The 17,305-nt window shown below is 62.2% G+C and carries 21 protein-coding genes, 1 tRNA gene and 1 pseudogene; 10 read left to right on the top strand and 13 right to left on the bottom strand.

Translation table 11 applies throughout. From position 1 onward, the window contains the following. The 6 genes from DDF70_RS10125 to DDF70_RS10100 all read right to left on the bottom strand — a co-directional run. The coding region (locus DDF70_RS10125; RefSeq protein WP_114944735.1) for an NADP-dependent isocitrate dehydrogenase at positions 1-1,136 on the bottom strand (1,136 nt) is incomplete at its 3' end. A gap of 126 nt (positions 1,137-1,262) precedes the next feature. Continuing rightward, positions 1,263-1,967, bottom strand: coding sequence for a fumarylacetoacetate hydrolase family protein (locus DDF70_RS10120; protein ID WP_114944750.1), 705 nt, complete (start codon positions 1,965-1,967; stop codon positions 1,263-1,265). Beyond that, positions 1,967-2,719, bottom strand: a complete 753-nt coding sequence (locus tag DDF70_RS10115) for an ABC transporter permease (protein WP_114944734.1) — start codon at positions 2,717-2,719, stop codon at positions 1,967-1,969. Before DDF70_RS10115 ends, DDF70_RS10120 begins: the two co-directional genes overlap by 1 nt. Positions 2,720-2,730: 11 nt before the next feature. Continuing rightward, a complete protein-coding gene (locus tag DDF70_RS10110) occupies positions 2,731-3,531 on the bottom strand; it encodes an ABC transporter ATP-binding protein (protein ID WP_114944733.1) in 801 nt (266 codons plus the stop codon). Position 3,532: 1 nt separating this feature from the next. Beyond that, positions 3,533-4,366, bottom strand: a complete 834-nt coding sequence (locus tag DDF70_RS10105) for an ABC transporter permease (RefSeq protein WP_170316052.1) — start codon at positions 4,364-4,366, stop codon at positions 3,533-3,535. Positions 4,367-4,375: 9 nt separating this feature from the next. Beyond that, positions 4,376-5,371: an ABC transporter substrate-binding protein gene (locus DDF70_RS10100; protein WP_114944732.1), complete on the bottom strand. Its 996-nt coding sequence runs from the start codon at positions 5,369-5,371 to the stop codon at positions 4,376-4,378. A 174-nt stretch (positions 5,372-5,545) separates the two neighbouring features. On the opposite strand from DDF70_RS10100, the gene DDF70_RS10095 reads away from it, so the two are divergent. The 6 genes from DDF70_RS10095 to folK all read left to right on the top strand — a co-directional run bounded on the left by DDF70_RS10095 (position 5,546) and on the right by folK (position 9,080). Further along, on the top strand, positions 5,546-6,247 hold the full coding sequence (locus DDF70_RS10095; RefSeq protein WP_114944731.1) for a FadR/GntR family transcriptional regulator: 702 nt from the start codon (positions 5,546-5,548) through the stop codon (positions 6,245-6,247). Between the two features lie 125 nt (positions 6,248-6,372). After that, positions 6,373-6,708 carry a hypothetical protein gene (locus tag DDF70_RS36510; protein ID WP_162820324.1) on the top strand — a complete coding sequence of 112 codons (336 nt, stop codon included), beginning with the start codon at positions 6,373-6,375 and terminating at the stop codon, positions 6,706-6,708. Between the two features lie 405 nt (positions 6,709-7,113). Next, on the top strand, positions 7,114-7,416 hold the full coding sequence (locus tag DDF70_RS10090; RefSeq protein WP_114944730.1) for a 7-cyano-7-deazaguanine synthase: 303 nt from the start codon (positions 7,114-7,116) through the stop codon (positions 7,414-7,416). Continuing rightward, the gene (gene folP, locus DDF70_RS10085; protein WP_114944729.1) at positions 7,416-8,249 is read left to right on the top strand and encodes a dihydropteroate synthase; all 834 of its coding nucleotides are present in this window, start codon (positions 7,416-7,418) and stop codon (positions 8,247-8,249) included. Before DDF70_RS10090 ends, folP begins: the two co-directional genes overlap by 1 nt. Beyond that, positions 8,246-8,614: a dihydroneopterin aldolase gene (folB, locus tag DDF70_RS10080; RefSeq protein ID WP_114944728.1), complete on the top strand. Its 369-nt coding sequence runs from the start codon at positions 8,246-8,248 to the stop codon at positions 8,612-8,614. Before folP ends, folB begins: the two co-directional genes overlap by 4 nt. Beyond that, entirely contained in the window at positions 8,607-9,080 is a 474-nt protein-coding gene (gene folK, locus DDF70_RS10075; protein ID WP_114944727.1) for a 2-amino-4-hydroxy-6-hydroxymethyldihydropteridine diphosphokinase, read from the top strand. The genes folB and folK overlap by 8 nt, the downstream gene beginning before the upstream one ends. A gap of 312 nt (positions 9,081-9,392) precedes the next feature. Here the strand turns inward: folK and DDF70_RS10070 are convergent. The 4 genes from DDF70_RS10070 to mnmA all read right to left on the bottom strand — a co-directional run bounded on the left by DDF70_RS10070 (position 9,393) and on the right by mnmA (position 11,871). After that, a tRNA-Met gene (locus tag DDF70_RS10070) sits at positions 9,393-9,469 on the bottom strand. Positions 9,470-9,613: 144 nt separating this feature from the next. Then, positions 9,614-9,832, bottom strand: a complete 219-nt coding sequence (locus tag DDF70_RS10065; protein WP_114944726.1) for a hypothetical protein — start codon at positions 9,830-9,832, stop codon at positions 9,614-9,616. 220 nt (positions 9,833-10,052) lie between these two features. Then, the gene (locus DDF70_RS10060; RefSeq protein ID WP_114944725.1) at positions 10,053-10,694 is read right to left on the bottom strand and encodes a class I SAM-dependent methyltransferase; all 642 of its coding nucleotides are present in this window, start codon (positions 10,692-10,694) and stop codon (positions 10,053-10,055) included. A gap of 22 nt (positions 10,695-10,716) precedes the next feature. Continuing rightward, a complete protein-coding gene (gene mnmA, locus DDF70_RS10055) occupies positions 10,717-11,871 on the bottom strand; it encodes a tRNA 2-thiouridine(34) synthase MnmA (protein ID WP_114944724.1) in 1,155 nt (384 codons plus the stop codon). Between the two features lie 364 nt (positions 11,872-12,235). Between mnmA and sciP the strand changes: the two genes are divergently transcribed. Continuing rightward, positions 12,236-12,511, top strand: a complete 276-nt coding sequence (sciP, locus tag DDF70_RS10050; protein ID WP_009763782.1) for a CtrA inhibitor SciP — start codon at positions 12,236-12,238, stop codon at positions 12,509-12,511. Positions 12,512-12,745: 234 nt separating this feature from the next. Beyond that, positions 12,746-12,949 (top strand): annotated as a pseudogene (locus DDF70_RS10045) (helix-turn-helix domain-containing protein); the annotation flags it as partial. Here DDF70_RS10045 and DDF70_RS10040 read toward each other — a convergent pair. Then, entirely contained in the window at positions 12,950-13,777 is an 828-nt protein-coding gene (locus DDF70_RS10040) for a class I SAM-dependent methyltransferase (RefSeq protein ID WP_114944723.1), read from the bottom strand. It lies immediately after the preceding pseudogene. Continuing rightward, positions 13,774-14,787, bottom strand: a complete 1,014-nt coding sequence (locus DDF70_RS10035) for a lysylphosphatidylglycerol synthase domain-containing protein (RefSeq protein ID WP_114944722.1) — start codon at positions 14,785-14,787, stop codon at positions 13,774-13,776. The genes DDF70_RS10040 and DDF70_RS10035 overlap by 4 nt, the downstream gene beginning before the upstream one ends. Positions 14,788-15,014: 227 nt before the next feature. Between DDF70_RS10035 and DDF70_RS10030 the strand changes: the two genes are divergently transcribed. Beyond that, positions 15,015-15,638, top strand: coding sequence for a GNAT family N-acetyltransferase (locus DDF70_RS10030; RefSeq protein ID WP_114944721.1), 624 nt, complete (start codon positions 15,015-15,017; stop codon positions 15,636-15,638). Between the two features lie 56 nt (positions 15,639-15,694). Here DDF70_RS10030 and DDF70_RS10025 read toward each other — a convergent pair whose 3' ends face one another. After that, positions 15,695-16,084 (bottom strand): flagellar export protein FliJ, encoded by a 390-nt coding sequence (locus tag DDF70_RS10025; protein ID WP_009763777.1) that lies wholly within the window; start codon positions 16,082-16,084, stop codon positions 15,695-15,697. Positions 16,085-16,603: 519 nt separating this feature from the next. On the opposite strand from DDF70_RS10025, the gene ctrA reads away from it, so the two are divergent. Next, positions 16,604-17,305 (top strand): response regulator transcription factor CtrA, encoded by a 702-nt coding sequence (ctrA, locus tag DDF70_RS10020; protein ID WP_114944720.1) that lies wholly within the window; start codon positions 16,604-16,606, stop codon positions 17,303-17,305.

Here is a 17,305-nt window from a genome sequence, read left to right as displayed (position 1 = left end):
CCGACCAGCAGCGCCAGGTCCTTGGTCATGAAGCCGGCCTCGACCGTGTCGACGCAGACCTTCTCCAGGGTGGCGGCGAAGCGGGCGAGCTCGGCGTTGTCGTCGAGCTTGGCCCGGTGCGCCAAGCCGCGGGTCCAGGCGAAGATCGACGCGATCGAGTTCGTCGAGGTCTCCTTGCCCTTCTGGTGCTCGCGGTAGTGGCGCGTCACCGTGCCGTGGGCGGCCTCCGCCTCCACCGTCCGGCCGTCCGGCGTCATCAGCACCGAGGTCATCAGGCCGAGCGAGCCGAAGCCCTGCGCCACCGTGTCGGACTGCACGTCGCCGTCGTAGTTCTTGCACGCCCAGACATAGCCGCCCGACCACTTCAGCGCCGAGGCCACCATGTCGTCGATCAGGCGGTGCTCGTAGATGATGCCGGCGGCGTCGAACTTGGCCTTGAACTCGTTCTGGTACACCTCCTCGAAGATGTCCTTGAAGCGGCCGTCATAGGCCTTGAGGATGGTGTTCTTGGTGGAGAGATAGACCGGGTACTTGCGGTTCAGGCCGTAGTTCATCGACGCGCGCGCGAACTCGCGGATCGACTCGTCGAGGTTGTACATCGCCATGGCGACGCCGGCATCCGGGAACTTGAACACCTCCTTCTCGATCACCGTGCCGTCCTCGCCCTCGAACTTGATCGACAGGCGGCCCTTGCCCGGCACCTTGAAGTCGGTGGCGCGGTACTGGTCGCCGAAGGCGTGGCGGCCGACGATGATCGGCTGGGTCCAGCCGGGCACGAGGCGCGGCACGTTCCTGCAGATGATCGGCTCGCGGAAGATCACGCCGCCGAGGATGTTGCGGATCGTGCCGTTGGGCGACTTCCACATCTCCTTGAGGTTGAACTCCTTCACCCGGCCCTCGTCCGGCGTGATGGTGGCGCATTTGACGCCGACGCCGTACTTCTTGATCGCCTCGGCGGCCTCGACCGTGACCCGGTCGTTGGTGGCGTCGCGGTGCTCGACGCTCAGGTCGTAGTACTTCAGGTCGATGTCGAGATAGGGGTGGATCAGCTTCTCTTTGATGAAGTGCCAGATAATGCGGGTCATCTCGTCGCCGTCGAGCTCGACGACCGGATTGGCTACCTTGATCTTCGCCACTTGTGGCTCCTGCTTGATATGCTGGCGGTTGTCCCGCCCTATAATTGCGCCGCAGCACACAGGAATGTGCTGCGGCTTTGCAAAACGCTCGGCCTTGTCGAGACGTCTCAGGACAGGCGGAACCGGTCAGACAACGACGACCTCGATCTTTCCGACGCCCTCGACGAAGCCTTCCAGAACATCGCCGCGCACGACGGCACCGACGCCTGCCGGCGTACCGGTCATGATGATGTCGCCCGGCTGCAGGGTGAACAGGCCCGAAAGGTAAGAGATCATCTCCGGCACCTTCCAGATCAACTGATTGAGGTCGCCCTGCTGACGGAGCTCTCCATTGACCTTCAGCGTCACTGCGCCGGACGTCGGATGCCCGATTTCGCCGGCCGGAACCAGCGGCCCGCAGGGAGCGGACGCTTCGAAGGCCTTGCCGACTTCCCACGGCCGCCCCAGCTTTTTGGCCTCACCCTGAAGGTCGCGACGGGTCATGTCGAGACCAACGCCGTAGCCGAAGACGTGATCGAGAGCAGTTTCGACCGGGATGTTGTCGCCCCCCTTGGCAAGCGCCACGACCATTTCGATTTCGTGATGCACATCCGATGATTGGCTCGGATACGAGAACTTGCCATCCGTGACGATGTTGTCCGGATTCTTCTGGAAGAAGAACGGCGGCTCCTTGGAAGGATCGTGGCCCATCTCGATCGCATGCTCGGCATAGTTGCGGCCGACGCAATAGATGCGATGGATCGGGAAAAGCTTGTCGCTGCCCTGCACAGGCAAGGTCGCAACAGGGGCCGGCTGAATGACATAGCCGGTCATGGCGAGAGGCGCGTTCATCATCTTACTCCTGCGTAGTAGTCGACTTTTTTCTCAATGTGTTCAATGGCTGCCGACATCAGCATCGCCGCGGCGAAGAGGATGATCGTCAATGCCCAGAAGTTCTCCATGTCGAAGCTGCGTGAATAGAGTTCAAACAGTTCGCCATAACCGATGATCGCCACCAGAAGCTGGCCGATCACAACACCCTTTACGCCGCGCACGAGGCCGAGTCTGATCCCCGCGAGGATCTCCGGCAGTGCGGCAAGGAGAACGATTTTCCCGTAAAGAGCGAAGGGAGAGGCACCGTAGCACCGCCCCATCTCGATAAGCGAGTTCGGGACATGTTGAATGCCCGCTCGCGTGTCCAACACGATGATCCACACCGCGAAGAGAAAGACCGTGACGATCACCGTGGTCTCACCCATGCCGAACAGGATCATCAACACCGGAACCAGGGCCGAAAGCGGCGCGCTGACGAAGATGTTGACCCAGATGCTGAACAGTTCGTCCACGGCCTTGAACCGCCCCATCAGCACGCCCAGCGTGATGCCGACAACGATAGCCAGCGCCATTCCGATGGCAAAGCTGTGCAGAGTGATCAGCGCTGCCGCCTGCCATGTTCCGGTCTGCACCATCGTGATGCCGGCCATCAGCACGCTTGAGAGCGGCGGCACCAGGAACATCAGGTCAGACTGCCCGACGAGCTCCCAGAGCAGGCACCAGACCAGAAGGGATGCCATCATCGGCACCCGGTATCCATAAACAGTCATGGCCGCCTCCCTCAATCGACGTAGTGCTTGAGGCCCTGCCAGATCTCCTCGACGGTATCGAGATAGCCCTGGTCACGGCGGATCGCATCGGGAGAGACCGTGCGATCGATCCTCGGCTCGATGATCTGTGCAACGCGGCTCGGCCGTCGCGAGAGCAGCACGATGCGGTCGGATACGTAGACGGCCTCTTCGATGCTGTGCGTCACGAAAATGAACGTCTTGCGCTCTTTCTCCACCAGTTGCAGCAGGTCCTCCTGGAATTTGCGGCGGTTCTGCTCGTCCACAGCCGAGAACGGTTCGTCGAGCAGCAACACATCAGCATTGACCGCGAAGGCACGGGCAAGACCGACGCGCTGGCGCATGCCACCCGAGAGTTCGTGCGGGTACTTGTCCTCGAAGCCTGTGAGGCCGACCTCGGCGATGTAATGACGGGCAATGGATTGGCGTTCCGCCTTACCCATGCCCTTCAGCTCCAGACCGAAGGCCACATTGCGCATCACCGTCGCCCACGGCATCAGGGCGAAGTCCTGGAAAACGAAGGCGCGCTCCGGCCCAGGGCCGGTGATGATCTTGCCGTTCACGCGCACTTCGCCCGATGTCGGTTCGACCAAGCCGGCAATGATCTTGAGCAGGGTAGTCTTGCCGCAGCCGGAGGGGCCGAGCAGTGTCGTAAGCTTGCCCCGTGGAAAGTCGAGATCGATCAGGCGGAGCGCTTCGACTTCACCATAAGTCTTGCAGATGCTGCGTACCTCGACAGCACTGTCGGTTTGTATCCGAGGCATGGCATCGATGGAAGCGGTGGAAACGGTCATGTCAGCCTCTCTTCTTTTCGGGGCGCAGCACACGGACCTCGAAGGCTTCAAGAGCCGCGAGCGTCAGGGTCGAGACCAGGATGATGGAAACCACGGCAGCATACATTTCGGCGTAGTTGGCCACGGACCGATGGTAGGTGATGAGATCTCCAATGCCGGTCGGCGTGATCAGAAGCTCAGCCAGGATGACGCCGATGAAGCCAGCGGCGAGACCGAGGCGGAGCCCTGCGAAGATCACCGGACTTGCATCGGGAATGATGATCTTGGTGATCTGCTGGAATCGCGTGCCCTGGAACGAACGGCACATGGCCACCAGGGAGGGACTGGCGTTCCGTACGGCCTTGTAGCCGTTCAGCACGATGACGGGCAGTGCCAGCATGACGACTGCGAGAACCTTCGCCATCAAGCCGATGCCGTACACGAACGTGATGAGCGGAATGAGGGCCGCCATGGGAGCAGACTGAAGAACGATGAAGAGCGGCGCCACGAGCCACTCCGCCTTCCGTGACAGCCCCATCACGATACCGAGCCCGACCCCGATGACGCCCGAAATCACGATTCCAATGAGCAGCGGCTGCAGCGTCGAGCCATAGGCCAGCACCAGGCTGCCATCGAACAGTATGGTGGCAAAGGCATAAAGCGTATCGAGAAAGGTTGGGAAGGCATAGCTGATCGGCACACGCCCGGCGATCTCCCAGATGAGAAAGAACAATCCGAGCGATGCCATTCTCGTGGCGATCGGGTGGCTGGTGAACAGGTGGCCGAGGCTGAAGCCCCAGCCCACCGGCGGATGGACGGCCCGCACGGGGCCGTTCACTTGGGAGGAAACCATCATTTCGGCTCCTTACTTGGAACCGATTTTGGCCAGAGCGCGATCCAGCGGGCGGGTGTCCCAGAAGTCCTCCACCTTCAGGCTGGAGGGCTCACCCGTGAGCTGGCCCGAGAGGGTGTAGAAGGCGAAGTCGTCCTTCGCCGCTGTCGCGCCGCCGCCATTGAGCGGGAAGGCCCTGCCCTTCGCGAGCTCCTCGAAATAAGGCCTGATGTCGCCCGCCTGCGAAGCAGGCAGGTCGGGCAGCAGGTTGTACTTGGCCCGCCACTCGGCAACCACGGCCGGATTGTCCGTCACGTCGCGCCATGTGGTGAGAATGGCCTCGACGATCTTGTCGACATCCGCCGCATTCTTCTCGAGAAAGTTCGTGTTGGCGAACAAAGCTTCGTCGGTGGCATTCACGCCTTCGAGAGGCAGGATGACGAACTTGCCGGGAGCCTGAGTTTCGAGGAGGCGGCGGCCCGAGGAATCGACGATGGAAGCCTTGATGTTCCCTTGGAGCAGAGCGCCTGTGCGCACCTCGGCACCCGGGATGTAGCTGATCTTGGAGAACTTGATGCCCTGCCGCTGTTCCATCAGCTTCATGATGGCCTCGGTGCCGGAGCCGCGCGAGTGAACGGCTACTTCCTGCCCGTTGAGATCCTTCCAGGTCTTGTAGAACTCGCCGTTCACGGCCGGGTAGAAGCGCAGCGTCGAAAGCTGCATGAACATCCGTATCGGAGCCTTGACCTTCTGAACGAGCGCGTAAGGACCGCCGACGCCAATGTCCGCCTGGCCGCCGACCACGGCCTGAGCGGCGATGTCCTCGGATTTCAGGTAGGTCATTTCGATGTCGACGCCCTTTTCCTTGGCGCGCTCGAAGGCCGCCAGGAGATGCAGGGATTCCACGCTGGGGATATCGCCATAGACCACGCGAACCTTGGCTGCTTCCGCTACGTTCGATGTCATGAGCGCCGTACCAATCGCGAGAACTGCGGCGCCTGTCTTCAAGCTCAGTAAGCCCTTGAACATGTTTCTCTCCCATTGTTTGGGCGGTTGACCCGCTCTTGCTCTCAGCCGCACCTTTCGCGACCAATATTGTATTGGTTGCAATTGGCTGAATTGGTGTCAAGCTTTATTTCAGTTGACGAGATGCAATATTCAGCTAGAAGATCCAACCAATATCGGATTGGTTGAGACCAGAAGATGCAAATGTACAGTGAGGCAGGATCCAATCGGGGCGTTGTCACCCAACTCAGGGCCTATCTCGCACAGGCCGAACTACCTGAAGATGGACGCCTGCCGCCAGAGCGGGACTTGGCTGTCGCCTTGGGCATCACCCGGACGGAGTTGAGAAAAGCGCTGGGAGCACTCGAAGCCGAGGGGCAGATTTGGCGCCATGTCGGAAAAGGCACCTTCCTGGGGAACCGCCCCACCGACAGCCTCTCGGATATCGCGGCCTTGGCGAAGCGGACCAATCCGGCGGAACTGATGCGGGCGCGCCTCATCATCGAGCCAGAGATCGCCCGGGCAGCGGCTCTGACGGCGACTCCCATGCACCTCGCCGAGTTGAGACTGTGTCAGACCCGGACGCGGGAAGCCGCCACGTGGCGGCAATATGAAAACTGGGACACCCGCCTTCATCGCACCATTGCGGAAGCGACGCAGAATACGCCGTTGCTCGGATTGTTCGACATGCTGAACGCCCTGCGCCGGGCGGTCACATGGGGTCGGCTCAGATCGAACCCCGTCAAGCCGGAGCCTGATCATCACAGCTTCAGCGAGCACGAAGCAATCATCGCTGCCATCGAGAACCGAGACATGAATGCCGCTGCCGCAGCAATGCGCACTCATTTGCAGAGTGTGGAACGCAACCTTCTGGCACGACAGTCGGATCCGGCGGGCTAACTCTGGACCATGAACGAGCTGGTTGGACCCAATACGCAGGCCCTGCTCAAGCAGGAGTGCTTTGGGCCCGGCCTGTATGAAGACGCATTGATCTGCAAATCCGATCCGGATCTGCGGAAGGCGAGATGAAGCGGTCGTTGAAGAGCAACGGCCGCGACAGGCCGCTGTGCCGCCGCGCCAGTATTTTCAGTAATTTTTTGAAGATAGAGGCCTTAGAAAGTTTGGTAGCGGAGGACCGATACCGCAATCCGCCCAACAGTACTCTATACGGTTCCAGTTACGCTCTTTCGGCTCCAGCCAGGGATTACGGGCAGCGTCCGCTTAGTGCAAATAGCGGTCGTTCCCAGATCTGCGAGGTGCCCGATCTGCCCGGCGCCAGCAGTAGCGGCAAGCAAAAACTGTGCATCGGCGTGGCACTTGACCCCGCATTCGGCATGGACGTATGCCCCTCCTCTGACTGATCAAGCTGCTGTGCTTACATTTCTTTTCAGTCCTCGATCCAGGATCATGCTTGCAAGCATATAGCGGGTCACTCACTGCGCCAGCTCACGGCCGATATGGCCAGACCCAATGCGCGCGCATCTTCAGCTACTCGTCAGGTGGCAACTCCCGGATTTGCCGATCGCGTTCTAAGATCGGCTTTCGTGATGGCGTGTGCGGCAGTCGTACTTTGGCTGCCGCTCGCCCCCGGTCAGCCTCCTTCCAGCGCAACGGTTTTTCCGGCCCACGTGGAGTTGACTTCCTCTCGACACAGGTCTTTCTACGCGGGAAAGCGGATGGCTCCTTTGCAGGTGCGCTCCGTCTCATGCTTATCGGCCCCCGAGCCGATCCGGTCGCAGCCTACCCGGTCAGAACAAGGAGCCCCCGTGAAGACCCTCGTCATCCGTTCCACCGGATTGGACTCCGGCACCCTAGCACATAAGGTCGCGGCGGAGCGAACCCTCACCCGCCTCGTGTCTTTCGACTACGGTCAGCGTCACAAAAAGGAGCTCGACTCCGCGCGAGCCTGCGCCGTCCGCTTCGGCGTGCCGCATGACAGTGTCGACATCTCCGCCCTCGGACGTCTCCTGGCCGGGTCGGCCTTGACCACCGGCGAACCCGTTCCCGAAAGGCGTTATGCGGAAGACACCATGCGGATCCTCGCCTGGGGCAACAAGCGAGGCGTCTGATGAATTCGGGATCGACCATGTCACCAACCTTGACCCGTCTGGGCTCGCGCACCCTGATCATGGGCATCCTGAACGTCACGCCCGACTCGTTCTCGGATGGGGGCCTGTTCAGCGACCACGAGGCCGCGCTTCGACATGCCCGCGAGATAGAGGACGCTGGGGCCGACATCATCGATATCGGTGGGGAGTCCACGCGCCCGGGACACACGCCGGTTGGAGCTGAGGAGGAACAGCGGCGCATTATTCCTGTCATCCGCGACCTCGCCGGCATTCTCAATGTGCCCATGTCGATCGACACCTACCGGGCTGCGACCGCTCGCGCGGCCTTGGCGGCGGGCGCCAGGATCGTGAACGACATCTGGGGATTCCAGTACGATCCCGATATGGCCGCCACCGTGGCCGCGCATGGGGCTATGGCGGTCGTCATGCACAATCGGGCGGAGGCGGATCCTTCGCTCGATCTCATGGCGGACATGCAGCGCTTCTTCGAGCGTTCCCTGAACCTCGCCCGGCGGGCCGGCATTCCGGACACGCATCTGATCCTTGATCCCGGCATCGGCTTCGGCAAGACGGCCGATCAGAACCTCGAGGCCTTGCGCCGCCTGCCCGAACTCAAGGCCATAGGCTTCCCCGTTCTGGTGGGAGCCTCCCGCAAATCGGTTCTTGGCCGCTTCTACAAGCCCGAGGTGTCGCCGCGCGACCGGCTGTACGGGACCCTGGGCGCACATCTCGCGGCGGTGTCGCGGGGCGCGGACATCCTTCGGGTTCACGTCGTGAGGGCTCACGTCGAAGCGTGTCGGGTCGCCGATATTCTGTTGAGAGACCAACTTTGACCGATACGATTATACTCTCCCGGCTGGCGCTCTATGCCCACCATGGCGTTCACGCCGAGGAGGCGCGCCTGGGGCAGCGCTTTTACGTGAGCCTCACCTGCGCTCTCGATCTCAGGCCCGCCGGGCAGGCGGACGACTATCACCAGTCCGTCTGCTATGCGAGCCTTGCCAAGCTGGCCTATGAGGTCGGCACCACGCGCCGCTTTTACACCATCGAAGGCCTGGCGGAGGCCATCGCCGCAGGCGTGCTGGAACGATTTCCGCGGATTACGTCTCTGACGGTGCGGGTCGAGAAGCCTGAGGCGCCGGTTCCGTTCATCCTCGACAGCGTTGCGGTCGAGATCCGGCGCTCGCGCGATGGCTAAGGTGGCGCTCAGCCTAGGCAGCAACTTGGGCGACAAGCGCGGCAACATTGCCAGGGCTCTTTCTGCTCTTGATCGAGGCGGAGCACCGATTGTGGCTCGCTCAGCCGACTTTCGCACCGAGCCGTGGGGGCCTGTTGCTCAGGACTGGTTTGTGAATGCCTGTGCCCTTGCCGAGACCGATCTCTCGCCGGAAGACCTTCTGGCTCTTTGCCTACGCGTCGAACAGGAGCTTGGGCGCATCCGTGAGACCAAGTGGGGTCCCCGAGCAATCGACATTGATATCCTGACCTATGGTGACTTGGAGATCGGCACCCCCGCTCTGACACTTCCCCACCCCTATGCGGCGGAACGCGCCTTCGTGCTCGTGCCACTGGCCGAGGTCGCCCCTGAGCTGAGGCTTGGCGGAAGGCGCATTGTGGAGCTGCTCGCCTCCGTGAGCAGTGGCGGCATCACCAAACTCACCTGACTCACCGTCGACGCCACGTTAGTCACGGTCTGCCATACCCTCGCCAACTTCAGCTTGGGGTTAAAAGCAGACATTCGCGACGGGAGTGGATGTTTGCTCACACGCTGAGGTCACCGCAATTTATCTACGCTTGGGAAGCGAACGCCAGCTGCTTACGTTTGATCGCGAATAAGTGCGGTACCTATCGAACATCAACTAGCCGCTGATCAGCTGCAACTATTGAGATTATTGGGCTTTTTGCGCTGGAGGCGCTACTATAAAGGAAATAATATCGCCGAATTGATATTTAATTTCAATGACTTAGCCATTGAGTGGTAGCGGAGGAGGGATTTGAACCCCCGACACAAGGATTATGATTCCTCTGCTCTGACCAACTGAGCTACTCCGCCCCAGGAAGCGGGGCTTAGCCCCGCGTCAGGCATGGGCGATATAGGGAAGATTGCCCCCTAGTGTCAAGGAAGACGCGCGGCAAAGCTGCGGATTTATGCGGCGCGCTTCAGGTCGTGATCTTCGGAGCCGGGTCGGCGGTTCCCTCAGCCCTTCGGCTTCATGCGCCAGAGCTGGAAACCATCGGTCGAGATCGCCTGCTCGATGGCCTTGCGCGGGAACTTGTGCGGCGGAGTCTCGCGGGAGCCCAGCGTGCCGGTCAGCCCCCAGGGTCCATATTTGGCCGGGAGCTTGCTGCCTGACTCATCGCCTGCAAACGCGTGCAGGTCGTCCTTGGCCTGGGAGGTGAACATGAAGAGACGCATGGCAGTGGCTTTCGCTTATGAGCAGATGGCAGCCCCGGAGCATCGGATCGATCCGATGCTCCGATCTTCGAAGGACGCATCGTTCGCGCGGAAAACCGGATTCGCTTTTCCGCTCGATGCCTCACAGCAAATAGGGCTCAAGCCTCGAAAGTCACCTCGATCGCGCCGGACGCCCTGGCGGCAGGCCCTTGGGCCCATCCGGCTTCGGCCCCTCCCCTACTCACGCCTGCTTCCTGATCCTCATGAGCTTGAAGAAGCCGACCGGGAACAGGGTTCGCAGCTCCACGACCTCCATGCGGCCGGTCCTGCGGGCCCAGTCCTCGACCCGGGCCGCCTTGAAGGCCGAACTCCAGCCGATGGCCTTGGCAACGGGCGATGCCAATTCCTCTAGGGCCGCAATCGGGCCCGAGGGTTGGCCCCAGTGATTGGCGAGCACGATCTCGCCGCCCGGCTTCAGCACGCGCATGAACTCGTCGAGAGCCGTTTCGGGCTCCGGCACGAGGGTGATGATGAACTGGGCCGTGACGGCATCGAAGCTCTCGTCCGGAAAGCCCAGATGAGTGACATCCATCACCTGCAGGCTCTTCACGTGGCTGAGCCCCTTCTTCTCCACCTTGTCCTGGGCTCGGCGCAGCATGTCTTCGGAGAGATCGACCCCATAGACCTCCGCATGCCTGGGGTAGTAGCCGAGGGACAGGCCCGTTCCGACGCCCGCCTCCAGCACCTTAGGACCGCAGGCGACCGCGGCGTTCACCGCCGCGCGGGCGGCCGGTTCGGTCAGCTTGTCGTAGACGAGGTCATAGATCGGGGCCCAACGCGCATAAGCCTTGCGCATCAGGACGGTGGTCGCTCCATCCGACATAAACTATCCCTGGTTAAGCACCTCAGGCCGCGGCGGGTGCGGCTTCGGCAAGTGTCCGAGCAATGGTGCCCCCGCCAAGCACGCGTGCCCGGGGAGCATCGCTCTCATAGATGACACAAGCTTGACCGGGAGACACCCCGTCTTCCGCCGATAACAGCTCGACCGTAGTGTGGGTTCCTGTGGATCTCAAGAGCGCCGGGCGCGGCTCACGCGTGGAGCGGACACGCACGGCCACCTCCATGCCCTCCTCGCCCAAGGCCTCCAGGGGAACGTCGCCGAGCCAGTTCACGTCGGTCATGCGGATCAGGCGGGTGGCCAGCGCCTCCCGTGGGCCGACGACGACACGGGCCTCCTTGGCGTCCAGGCGGACCACATAGAGCGGCTCGCCCACGGAGAGGCCGAGCCCCTTCCGCTGCCCCACCGTGTAATGGATGATCCCCTCGTGGCGGCCGAGCACGCGGCCGTCCACATGGACGATCTCCCCGCCCTGCACGGCACCGGGCTTCAGCCGCTCGATCACGTCGCTGTAGCGCCCCTGCGTGACGAAGCAGATGTCCTGGCTATCCTCCTTCTCGGCCACGGTGAGGCCGAATTCGCGCGCCAGCTCGCGGGTCTTTTCCTTGGGCAGCTCGCCCAAGGGGAAGCGCAGGAGGTCCAGCTGCTCCGGAGTCGTGGCATAGAGGAAGTAGCTCTGGTCCCGATCCGGGTCGGCGGCCCGGTGAAGCGCCCGGCGACCGTCGGGCAAGGCGCGGCTCGCCACGTAATGGCCCGTGGCGAGCACATCGGCTCCGAGCTCCCGGGCGGTCTCCAGGAGATCGCGGAACTTGATCGAGCGGTTGCACTCGACGCACGGGATAGGCGTCTCGCCCGCCAGATAGCTCTGGGTGAAGCGGTCGATCACGGCCTCGCGGAAGCGGGCCTCGTAGTCGAGCACATAATGGGGGATGCCGATGGCCTCCGCCACCCGCCGGGCATCGTAGATGTCCTGGCCGGCGCAGCAGGCGCCCTTTCGGTGCGCGGCGGCCCCGTGGTCGTAGAGCTGGAGCGTGATGCCGAGGACATCGTAGCCCTCGCGCTTGAGCAGGGCCGCGACAACGGAGGAGTCCACGCCGCCCGACATCGCGACGACGACGCGGGTCTTGGAGGGATCGGTGGGAAGATCAAGTGAATTGAGCATGTTTCCATCCAGAGGCGCCGTTCAAGGCGGCGCACGGGAGGGGTTGCAAAGCCCTTCTATAACGCATCGTGCTGAAAAGTGGACCCGATTTTCGCCGATGCGGCCATCCCGGGCCCAAGTGCAACGAGGGCCGGCCTAGAGGACGGGCATCGGAGAGGATCCAAAGAGGGTGGCCCCGTTTTTCGGACCCGATGCTCCCGCGCCACAATTCTTAAAGGGAAAATGCGCCGCAATAAGCCAACGTTAACGTTTATGGCTAAGCTTAGGCATCCTCGTAACCACCTGATGGGCTTAGGGAAACATTAAGTCCCGTCACGTAGGTTCGAGCCTGTCAAAGGTCGTTGAATTTTTGTGTGAGCGTATCATGACCGAACCCCACCGCCCAAGGGTCAAGTATGTCATTGGGCCCGACGGCAGTCCCCTGACGATTGCCGACCTTCCCCCGTCCAGCACCCGCCGCTGGGTCATTCGTCGCAAGGCCGAGGTCGTCGCCGCCGTCCGCGGCGGATTGCTCAGCCTCGAGGAGGCCTGCCAGCGCTACACGCTGACCACCGAGGAATTCCTGAGCTGGCAGATGTCCATCGACCAGCATGGCCTGGCCGGCCTGCGCACCACGCGCATCCAGCAATACCGCCAGTAAGCATCCCAGAGACCCTCCTGAAAAGGCGCCGTCACCCGACCGGCGCCTTTTTCGTTGACGGGAAGCTCGGCCGTTAAGACCTTCCTAACCATAGAATGAGCATATACTCCTGAATCACTTCCCTTAAGGCAGGCTCGTATCGTGCTCGGCATCCCGGATTCGTTGGAACAGCAAGGCTCACCCCATACGAATGCAGGTTCGATGCCCGAAGCGGAACAGGCCATGGATGCCTTGAGGCGCATCCTGGTCGGACGCACCATCGCCGACGTGGAGCGTCACCTCATCCTCGACACCCTCTCCTTCTGCTTCGGCAACAGGACGCACGCGGCGCGGATATTGGGCATCTCGATCCGCACCCTGCGCAACAAGCTGAACGAATACATGGACGCCGGCATCGCCGTGCCGGAGCCGGGTCAGAGGCCTACGGTCGCCGCCTGATCAGCGCTTCCGCAGCCAGAGGCTCGTCTCGTGCGCGCCGGGGACAAGGGGCAACTCCGCCAGAATGCCCTTTGACAGGGCATCACCGTTGGTTCGCACCACATGATGGCTTGCGAAAAGGAGTTCGTAGCCGTCTCCCTGCAGCAGGGCCCCGACGAGCAGCTGCTCGTTATACCCGCGCCAGTCCCAGACCGCCGGATAGGCATGCGGGAGCGCGATGTCGTGGATATGAACCAGGGTCCCGCTCGCAAGACGGGGCAGCACATCGAGGAACAGACGGTCCACATCGGTGCCGGGCATGGCGATGTGGCTTGAATCGATGAAGAGGATGTCCCCGGCCTCCAGCGCTTCGAACACACCCGGATCCGCGTCCCGCAGGAGCGCCTGCCGATGCTCGACATCGAGCTTGCGCAGGCTCGCCCGGGGAGCGGGGTCGATGCAGGTGATCCGGGTGGGAAGCGCCCCATCCTGGACCGCCTGGGCCATGAAGCGGGTCGAATGGCCGGAGCCGATCTCCACGATCCTGCGCGGCTTCTCACGGCGGACGAGGGCATAGGCGGCGGCCGCGTCGAGGCGGGGAAACCAGCTCTGGTCGAAGCGCGCAGGTCCCCTGCCCCGCAGAATGGAGCGCAGATCGTCCGCGTGACGATCGATCGAGTCGAGCACTGCGGAAAAGCGGGGCCCCGCCGCCTCGAAGAGCGGGCGCAAGGCTGGATAGTCCTGCGCGTCGACGCTCCCCGCATAGCGGTACGGGATGAAGAAACCAAGCCGCCTGACGCCAAGCAGCGTCGAGAGGCCGAAGCGCAGGCGCCGCCAGAAAGGGCTCATTTTTCGGAGGAGGACAGAGGCGGCGGCGGCACAGCGCCGTCGGGGGCGCCCGCCCGCCCGCGCCAGGCCTGCGCCAGACGCGCACGCTCGAACATCAGCACGACCACGAGCGAGAGCGCGAAGGGGATCAGGAGGTAGAAGAGGCGGAAGATGATGAGCGCCGCCAAGACGTCGGCCTTGGGGATGTCCGGCATGGCCGTCAGGAAGACCAGCTCGAACACCCCGAGTCCTCCGGGCGCATGGCTGACCAGGGCGGCCGAGAAGGAGGCCAGGAAGACCGCGAGCACGATGATGAAGCTCGGCTCCAGATGGGCCGGGAGCACGAAATAGATGATGCCGGCGGCCCCCAGGAGTTCGAGCGGCGCAGCGATCAGCTGGCGCACCATCACGGCGGGCCGGGGATATTCCAGCTTGGCCTTGCGGATGACGAGCGGCGGCAGATGCAGAATGGACCCCACCACGTAGAGCGCGACGAACCCGAGGAGCAGAAACCCGACGACGCGAGCCGTCGCCGGGTTGGTCAGCATGGACGGCAGAAGATCCTCGAGCCGGTGCAGCAGGGTCGGGTCCGCCACCAGGGCCACTCCGCCGAGCAGAATGGTGCCGAGGCCGAAGGTGAAGGAGCAGAGGGCCACCAGCACGGCGATCTGGGGGGCGCCCAAGCCTTTCGACGTATAAGCCCGATAGCGCACCACGGCGCCGGAAAAGACCGAGGCGCCGATGTTGTGGGAGAGGGCGTAGGTCGTGAACGACGTGATCGACACGAACAGCCACGAAATATGGCGCACGCCCAAATGCAGCAGGGCGATCCGGTCGTACCAGGCCAGGGCCGCATATGCGACGAGAGTGGAGAGTGCCGCGAGAGCATAGCGATGTGCCGGAACGGCAGTCAGGCTGTCCCAGACATCGTCGAGCGACATCCCCCGCAGTTCACGATAAAGAAGCCAGCCCGACACGACGACTGCAAGCAGCCCGATCACGGGCCAAATGAACTCACGCACATTCTTCATCGAGCCGGCGGAACTCCCTCGTTGTTTCCTCTGTGCCTACAATCCCTTTGTTCTGCAAGGGGATTATGCCTTCCCCGGACATGACATAAGGTCCAAGGCAGATGCCCGCTACAAAAGAGAGACGAACGAACGCATGATGGTCGTCCGAAGGGGCGTGACGTCGGGGGACAAGCTCTTTATCAGGCAGCGCAGCTCCCTTCCTCACCGATTCCAAAAGGCATGGACCCATGACGGCGGAACCTGCAGCGGCTCTCAACCTCGATGGCTATACCGATCTGCCGTCGGGCAAGATCGCGACCATCGTCACCTATCTGGAGATGCGAAGCCGCCCCACCCTTTCTCCATTCGAGAAGCCTGAGGACTGGAGCCTTCAGCGCATCGACCGGGACCATCCCCGCTACCGGGCCCTGTTCAGGACGATCGGGGAACCATGGCTCTGGTTCAGCCGGGCGATGATGCCTGATGCCGAATTGGCCGCCATCCTCGACGATCCCGAGGTCGAAGCCTATGCCCTGCATGATGGGACGGCCGATGTGGGCCTGCTCGAACTCGATTTCCGCCCCAAGGAAGAGGCCGAGCTGGCCTTCCTCGGGCTTGTCCCCGGCTTCATCGGCCGGGGCGCCGGACGCTTCCTGATGCACGAGGCCGTCGAGCGGGCCTTCTCCCGGCCGGTGGAGCGCCTCTTCGTTCATACGTGCACGCTCGATTCGCCGGGCGCCTTGCCCTTCTACATACGCTCGGGCTTCACGCCTTATCGTCGCGCCATCGAGGTCGCCGACGATCCACGCCTCCTCGGCGTCCTTCCCCTGGAAGCAGCGCCTCACATTCCGGTCCTGGGCGGTCGGGAATAGGAAAAGGGCGCGTCCTGTTCGGACACGCCCTCCCCCAAATTCGATGAGCAAGACGATCAGGCCGAGGCGCGAACCGCGCGACCGTGCCCGGCTTGGGCGATGGCGGCATCGAGGGTCCGCTCGCGGTCTTCCAGGCTCTCGGCCTTCTTCAGCTCCTCGAAAGCTTCGCCGAGTTCGGCTTTCGCATCGTCGAGCTGGATGTGCAGGTTCTGGGCCGAGTGGCGAAGGTTGTCCCGCCTTTGGGCCGCAGCGCGCGCATAGGTCGGATAGGCAAAGTGGTTGGGGTCGGCGATGCCGGCCTTCTGCTCCTCCGCGGCGATTTCCCGGTCCAGGTCAGCCGCCATGCGGTCGAACTCAGAGATCATCATCTCGATCTGCGCCACCCGCCGACGCTTCTCGTCGACCTGAAAGCGCTTGAGGCGGATGAGCGTATCCCGCGACTTCATCTTGATTGAACTCCACACGTCGCTGTTTCACTGCATCTCACGGATCGCTCAGTTATCCGCCAGACATGCGTCACCTTCGCCCATGGAAGTTGAGCTTTCCTTACCGGCTGCGACAAAAAATTTCCTATCCTGAGAGCTCTCCTTGGAGATACAGCTCGCCCGGAGGGCTGCCGGCCAGCCTCGTAAACGTTTCGTTTACCGATTTCGTTAAGACTGGCCCGATCCCGGAAGCGGCCGCTTCGGATCCGCCTCCGGGTTCACCTGAAACGCTTAGGTTACAAGAATTTGGGATGATGTGAGGCGGTTCCCTATGGTTACCCAGAATCCACAGGTTAATCGCCTTCGGCAGATGATCTGCCTCTCCAGGTCGTTAAGCGCTTGCATCCCAGAATCAGTGTTTGTTAACCATTCTGAATTAGCGTTTCGAATCAGTTCAAAAGAGCATCCGCCGCAGGCCCGGTGGTGGATGGGTGGCTGTCCGCTGCTCGAAGGCTCAAGGGCAAGGGCTGGGGATTGAACATGCGCGTACTTCTGATCGAAGACGACAGCGCGACTGCGCAAAGCATCGAACTGATGCTGAAGTCCGAGAACTTCAACATTTATACGACGGATCTCGGCGAAGAGGGCATCGACCTCGGCAAACTCTACGATTACGACATCATCCTTCTCGACCTGAACCTCCCCGACATGTCGGGCTACGAGGTTCTGCGGACGCTTCGCGTCGCGAAGGTGAAGACGCCGATCCTGATTCTCTCCGGCATGGCCGGCATTGAGGACAAGGTGAAGGGCCTCGGCTTCGGCGCCGACGATTATCTCACCAAGCCGTTCCACAAGGACGAGATGGTGGCCCGCATCCATGCGATCGTCCGCCGTTCGAAGGGTCACGCCCAGTCGGTGATCACCACCGGCGATCTGATCGTGAACCTCGACACCAAGACGGTCGAAGTCGGCGGCGCCCGCGTGCACCTGACCGGCAAGGAATACCAGATGCTGGAGCTCCTCTCCCTCCGCAAGGGCACGACCCTGACGAAGGAGATGTTCCTCAACCACCTTTACGGCGGCATGGACGAGCCGGAGCTGAAGATCATCGACGTGTTCATCTGCAAGCTGCGCAAGAAGCTTGCCAATGCCTCGCAGGGCCGCAACTACATCGAAACGGTCTGGGGCCGCGGCTACGTGCTGCGCGAGCCGAACGAGGCGGAAGAGCGCATCGCGATCTGA

Origin of the sequence: Microvirga calopogonii (genome assembly GCF_003347665.1) — a bacterium.
Taxonomy (GTDB): Bacteria; Pseudomonadota; Alphaproteobacteria; order Rhizobiales; family Beijerinckiaceae; genus Microvirga; species Microvirga calopogonii.
Note: the sequence above shows the minus strand (reverse complement) of the source record. Positions and strands in the feature narration are given on the sequence as shown.